We start from the raw sequence: 4,470 nt of genomic DNA, 5'->3' as shown, positions 1-4,470 counted from the left end.
GACGTGGACGCCGCGGCCTGGTACTTCCGGGCGCACTTCTTCCAGGATCCGGTCCAGCCGGGGTCACTCGGCCTGGAGGCGATGATCCAGCTCCTGCAGTACCACCTGATCGAACGCGCGGCCGGCTCCGCGCTCGAACGGCCCCGGTTCGTCTCCGGCACCGGCCCCCGCCTGGAATGGACCTACCGGGGCCAGGTGGTGCCGGAATCGCGGCGTGTCACGTTCGAGGTGGACGTCCTGGAGGCCGACGTGGGGCCGCGCGAATCCCGCGTGCTCGGCGAGGGCAGGCTCTGGGTCGACGGCCTGCAGATATACCGCGCCTCCGGCCTGGAAGTGAAGGTCGTCGAAGAGGCCGATAACGCCGAGGACATCGAGGACCCGACCGGCAGCACAGCACTGTCCGGCGAGACGCTCGACCCCTCCGTGGACACCTGGCTTGCCGATCATTCCCCGCTGTGGGCGATCCCCGCGCTGCCGCTCATGTCGATGGCCGACCGGCTGGCCGCCGCCGTCCAGACGCGCGCGGGGCGTCCGGTGACCCGGCTCGCCGGGCTCCGGGTGCGCCGCTGGCTGCACGTTCCCGGCCCGGTGCGGCTGCGGACCCGCGTCACGCCGCAGGGCACCGGAGCCGGCGCGACGTCCTACGACGCCGAGCTTCTGGCCTGGCGCGACATGGACGACCCCGCGCTGTCGCGCTACGAGCCGGTGGCGTCCGGCCGCGTGAGCACCGGGGCGCCGGGACCCGCACCGCGCCGGTTCGCCCCGCTGGACGGTGCCGGGCCCGCCCCCGACCCCTACGCCTCGGCCGAGATGTTCCACGGCCCGAGCATGCGGTACCTCACCTCCCTGCGCGTGGGCGACGCCGGTGCCTCGGCCACGCTGGAGGCCGGCCGGGGCGGCGTACCGCGCGGGGCGCTGCACCAGGGGCTGCTCGACGCGGCCACCCACGCGGTTCCTGACCTGCGGCGCTGGAACCCCGGGCAGACCCGCCAGGTCGCCTGGTTTCCGCACGAGCTCGTCTCGATGACCGTTCACGAAGCGCTGCCGGACACCGGGGAGGTGGACGTCGAGGTCCGGTACGGCGGTGCCGCCGCCGGACGGGCTCGCGTCGACGTCCAGATGTGCCGGGACGAACGGGTGCTCATCGCGTTCCGCCTCGATTACGTTGCCGTGTCCGTCGGGCGCTTGGGCGAATGGCCGCGGCCGGTGGCCCGCGCTTTCCTCCGCGATCGCCAGTACGTCGGACGCACGTGCCTTTCCCGCGCCGACGGAGACGACACCGTCCTGAGCCGCGGTGACGTGGAGCGGACGGATTCCATTCCGGGCGTGGTCGTCGAGGTGTTCGGGCTCCCGGACGGCGCCCGGGCGCGCGACTGGCTCGTGACCCTGGCCGCCAAGGAGCACGTGGCGGCCAAGGAGAAGGCGCACCCCTGTGAAATCGAGGTCGACCAGGAAAGCTGCCGCGCTTGGGTGAGATACCGCCCGGGCGAGAAACACCGGTTCACCGTCCACCGCGAAGGAGAGACGGTGCGCATTTCAAACGAAACAGCCAACGAAAACGAGTCGTGAATGCTGATCGAGGAGTGATCATCATGGGGGAGCTCCGATGACCGTGCGGCCCGGCCGGCGGCGTTCCCGCCCGTTCGCCCCGCCTCCGCCGGGCAGCGAGCTGGTCGCCGTCCAGGGACGCGCGGGGTTGCCGCTGATGGGTGAGACGCTGCGCGTCATCCGTGACTTCGAGGGCCTGGCACGCGACCGGTACGCCGAGTTCGGACCGGTGACCTGGTGCACATTCGCCGGGCGGCGGGGCGTGCTGGCGCAGGGGGCCGAGGCGGCGGAGACGGTGCTGTCCGGCCGCGACCCGGCGTTCGCCGCGGGCCCCATCATGAGGTGGTTCTTCGGGCAGTTCCTGCCCGGCGGGCTGATGATGTTCGACGGGGAGGAGCACGGCGAGCAGCGGCGCCTGATGCAGCAGGCGTTCACCCCGGCGCGGCTGCGCCGGTACCACGAGACGATGACCCCTCTGATCCGGTCGGCGGTGGGGGACTGGCGGCCGGGTCCGCGGTTCCGCGTGCACGAACACGTCGAGCGGCTCACCTTCGACCTGGCTCTCGAAGTGTTCATGGGCGTCGGCCGGGGCGACCCGCGCTCCGCGCAGATGGCGGCGGCCTGCCTCGACCTGATGCAGGCGCCGTTCACCTGCGTGCGCTTCCGCGTTCCCGGCCTGCCGGGGCTGCGCTGGTCGAAGGGCCTGCGAGCGCGGGCCCTGATGGAGGACTTCCTGTACTCGCGGATGCCCGCCGGGCGGCACGGCGACGGCGATGACCTGTTCACCGCGCTGTGCCAGGCCGAAGGGGAGGACGCCGGCCGCCGCTTCAGCGACCGCGAGGTCGTCAGCCACATGATCCACCTGCTGCAGGCGGCCCACGACACCACCACGATCACCATCTCCGCGATGGCGTACTTCCTGGGGAAGGACCCGTCCTGGCAGGCGCGCCTGCGGGCGGAGGCCGCATCGGTGGTCGGCGGTCCGGAGGCGCCCGGTCCCGCTTACGCCGACCTGGCGCACCTGGGCCTGATGGACCAGGTGATGAAGGAGTCGCTGCGGCTGGTGTCTCCGGTGCTCGGGCAGTTGCGGCAGACGGTGGCCGACACCAGCCTCCTCGGCCATTACCTTCCGGCGGGGACGCCCGTGTTCGTCCCGACGCTGACCAACCAGCGCATGCCGGAGTACTGGCCCGATCCCGACCGGTTCGATCCCGGCCGGTTCGCACCGGACCGCCGCGAGGACCGGGTCCACCGGTACGCCTGGGCGCCGTTCGCCGGCGGCATCCACAAGTGCATCGGGCTGCACTTCGCCGGCGTGCAGGTCAAGACGATCGTGGCGGAGATGCTGCGGCGCTACGGCTGGCGGCTCCCCGCCGGCCACGCGTGGCCGTTCGGAGTGAGCACGCTGACCACGGTGAAGGACGGGCTGCCGATCACACTCGAACCCCTGCCCGTCGCCGTCGAATCGCCCTAGAGGGCATGGTGCGGGGTCACCGTCCGGGCCAGGACATGTACGGCCGTGCCGTGCAGGTGATCTGGCATTGGAAGAGGAGCATCGCCGTCGCGGCGCTGCTCGGCGCCCTCGCCGCGCTGGCCTTCGGGAGCGGCACCGCGGAGCGGGTCACGTCGGGCCGGGGCAGCGCCCCGGCGTCGGAATCCGCGCGGGCGGCCGCCGTACCCGGCAGCCCCGCCGCCACCGGCAACCTCCTGCTGCTCTACCGATCGGTGCAGCGCACCGCCACCGACCCACGGTTCGACAGGGCGGTGCTGGCCAGCCTGGACGCGATACCGCCCCGTGCCGTCCAGGAGCCACCGCGGTCGGCGGCCCGCCGCGTGTCGAAGGACGGCCACGCGCTCCTGGTGGTCCTGCGCCTGTCCGCGCACGACGCGCTGGCGAAGACCCGCGCCTACCACCTGATCGAGCGCCACGCCGACGTGCCCGCGCTGCACGCGGCGGGCCTCACCCTGTCGCTGGGCGGCGGCGTCGCCGCGGACGACCAGATCACCGGCGCCGCGGCCGAAGACCTCGCGCGGGCGGAGACGCTGGCCTTCCCGCTGCTCCTCCTGATGCTGGTCGTGGTCTTCCGCGGGATGGTGGCGGCCACGCTGCCCCTCCTGCTCGGGGGACTGTCCGTGGCGTTCTCGCTCGCCGTGCTGCGCGCGCTGGCGGCCGCGATCGAGGTGTCGTCGCTCGCCCTGAACATCGTCACCCTGCTGGGGCTCGGCCTGGCGGTGGACTACGCCCTGTTCATCGTCAGCCGTTTCCGCGAGGAACTGTCCCGTGGCGCGGACGAGCGAACCGCCCTCGCACGCACCTACGCGAGCGCTGGCCGCACCGTCGCGGTGTCGGGGCTCATCGTCCTCGTGTCGCTGGCCGGGCTGCTCTGCGTGCCGATCGCCGCGCTGCGGTCCGTCGGCATCGGCGGTATGACCGTGGTGGCGTTCAACGTCGCGGCGGCGCTGACCGTCCTGCCGGCGCTGCTGGCCCTGCTCGGCCGCCGGGTCGACGCGCTGAGCACGAACCGGCTGCGCGGACGCGGCCCGCGGGCGGACGGAACCGGCCCGTGGGCACGTGTGGCCCGGCAGGTGATGCGCCGCCCCCTGACCGTGCTCGGCGGGTCCGCCGTGCTCCTCGCCCTGATGGGAGCGCCGTTCCTGCACGCCCAGTACGGGATGCGCATCACCGCGATGCTGCCGGAGAGCTCCCCCGCCCACGTGGTGTCGAAGACGCTGGAGCGCGACTTCCCCGGCACGACCCCGTTCGCGGTCGCCGCCGTCCTGCCCGCCGATCGGGCACCGGCGCCACCGGCCCTTGACGGCTACCTGATCGCCGTGCGACAGGTCCCCGGAGTGACCGGCGCGACCGCGCTCGCCCCGGGCCCGGGCGGCGTGGTGAACGTCGCCATCGCCTCGCGCCTGGAC

General features: G+C 73.2%; 3 protein-coding genes. All 3 read left to right on the top strand.

All coding sequences use genetic code 11. The features are described 5' to 3' along the window. A partial coding sequence (locus tag E1264_RS40605; RefSeq protein WP_207936884.1) for a polyketide synthase dehydratase domain-containing protein occupies positions 1 to 1,569 on the top strand: 1,569 nt, incomplete at its 5' end. A 37-nt stretch (positions 1,570 to 1,606) separates the two neighbouring features. Next, the gene (locus E1264_RS40600) at positions 1,607 to 3,022 is read left to right on the top strand and encodes a cytochrome P450 (RefSeq protein ID WP_132182577.1); all 1,416 of its coding nucleotides are present in this window, start codon (positions 1,607 to 1,609) and stop codon (positions 3,020 to 3,022) included. A 5-nt stretch (positions 3,023 to 3,027) separates the two neighbouring features. Continuing rightward, on the top strand, positions 3,028 to 4,470 hold a 1,443-nt coding region (locus E1264_RS40595; RefSeq protein ID WP_165964641.1), incomplete at its 3' end, for an MMPL family transporter.

Source organism: Actinomadura sp. KC216 (assembly GCF_004348535.1).
Lineage (GTDB): Bacteria > Actinomycetota > Actinomycetes > Streptosporangiales > Streptosporangiaceae > Spirillospora.
Note: the sequence above shows the minus strand (reverse complement) of the source record. Positions and strands in the feature narration are given on the sequence as shown.

Excerpts from the sequence above, each read along its gene's own strand:
- E1264_RS40600 (WP_132182577.1), top strand. The coding sequence starts at position 1,607 with ATGACCGTGCGGCCCGGCCGGCGGCGTTCCCGCCCGTTCGCCCCGCCT.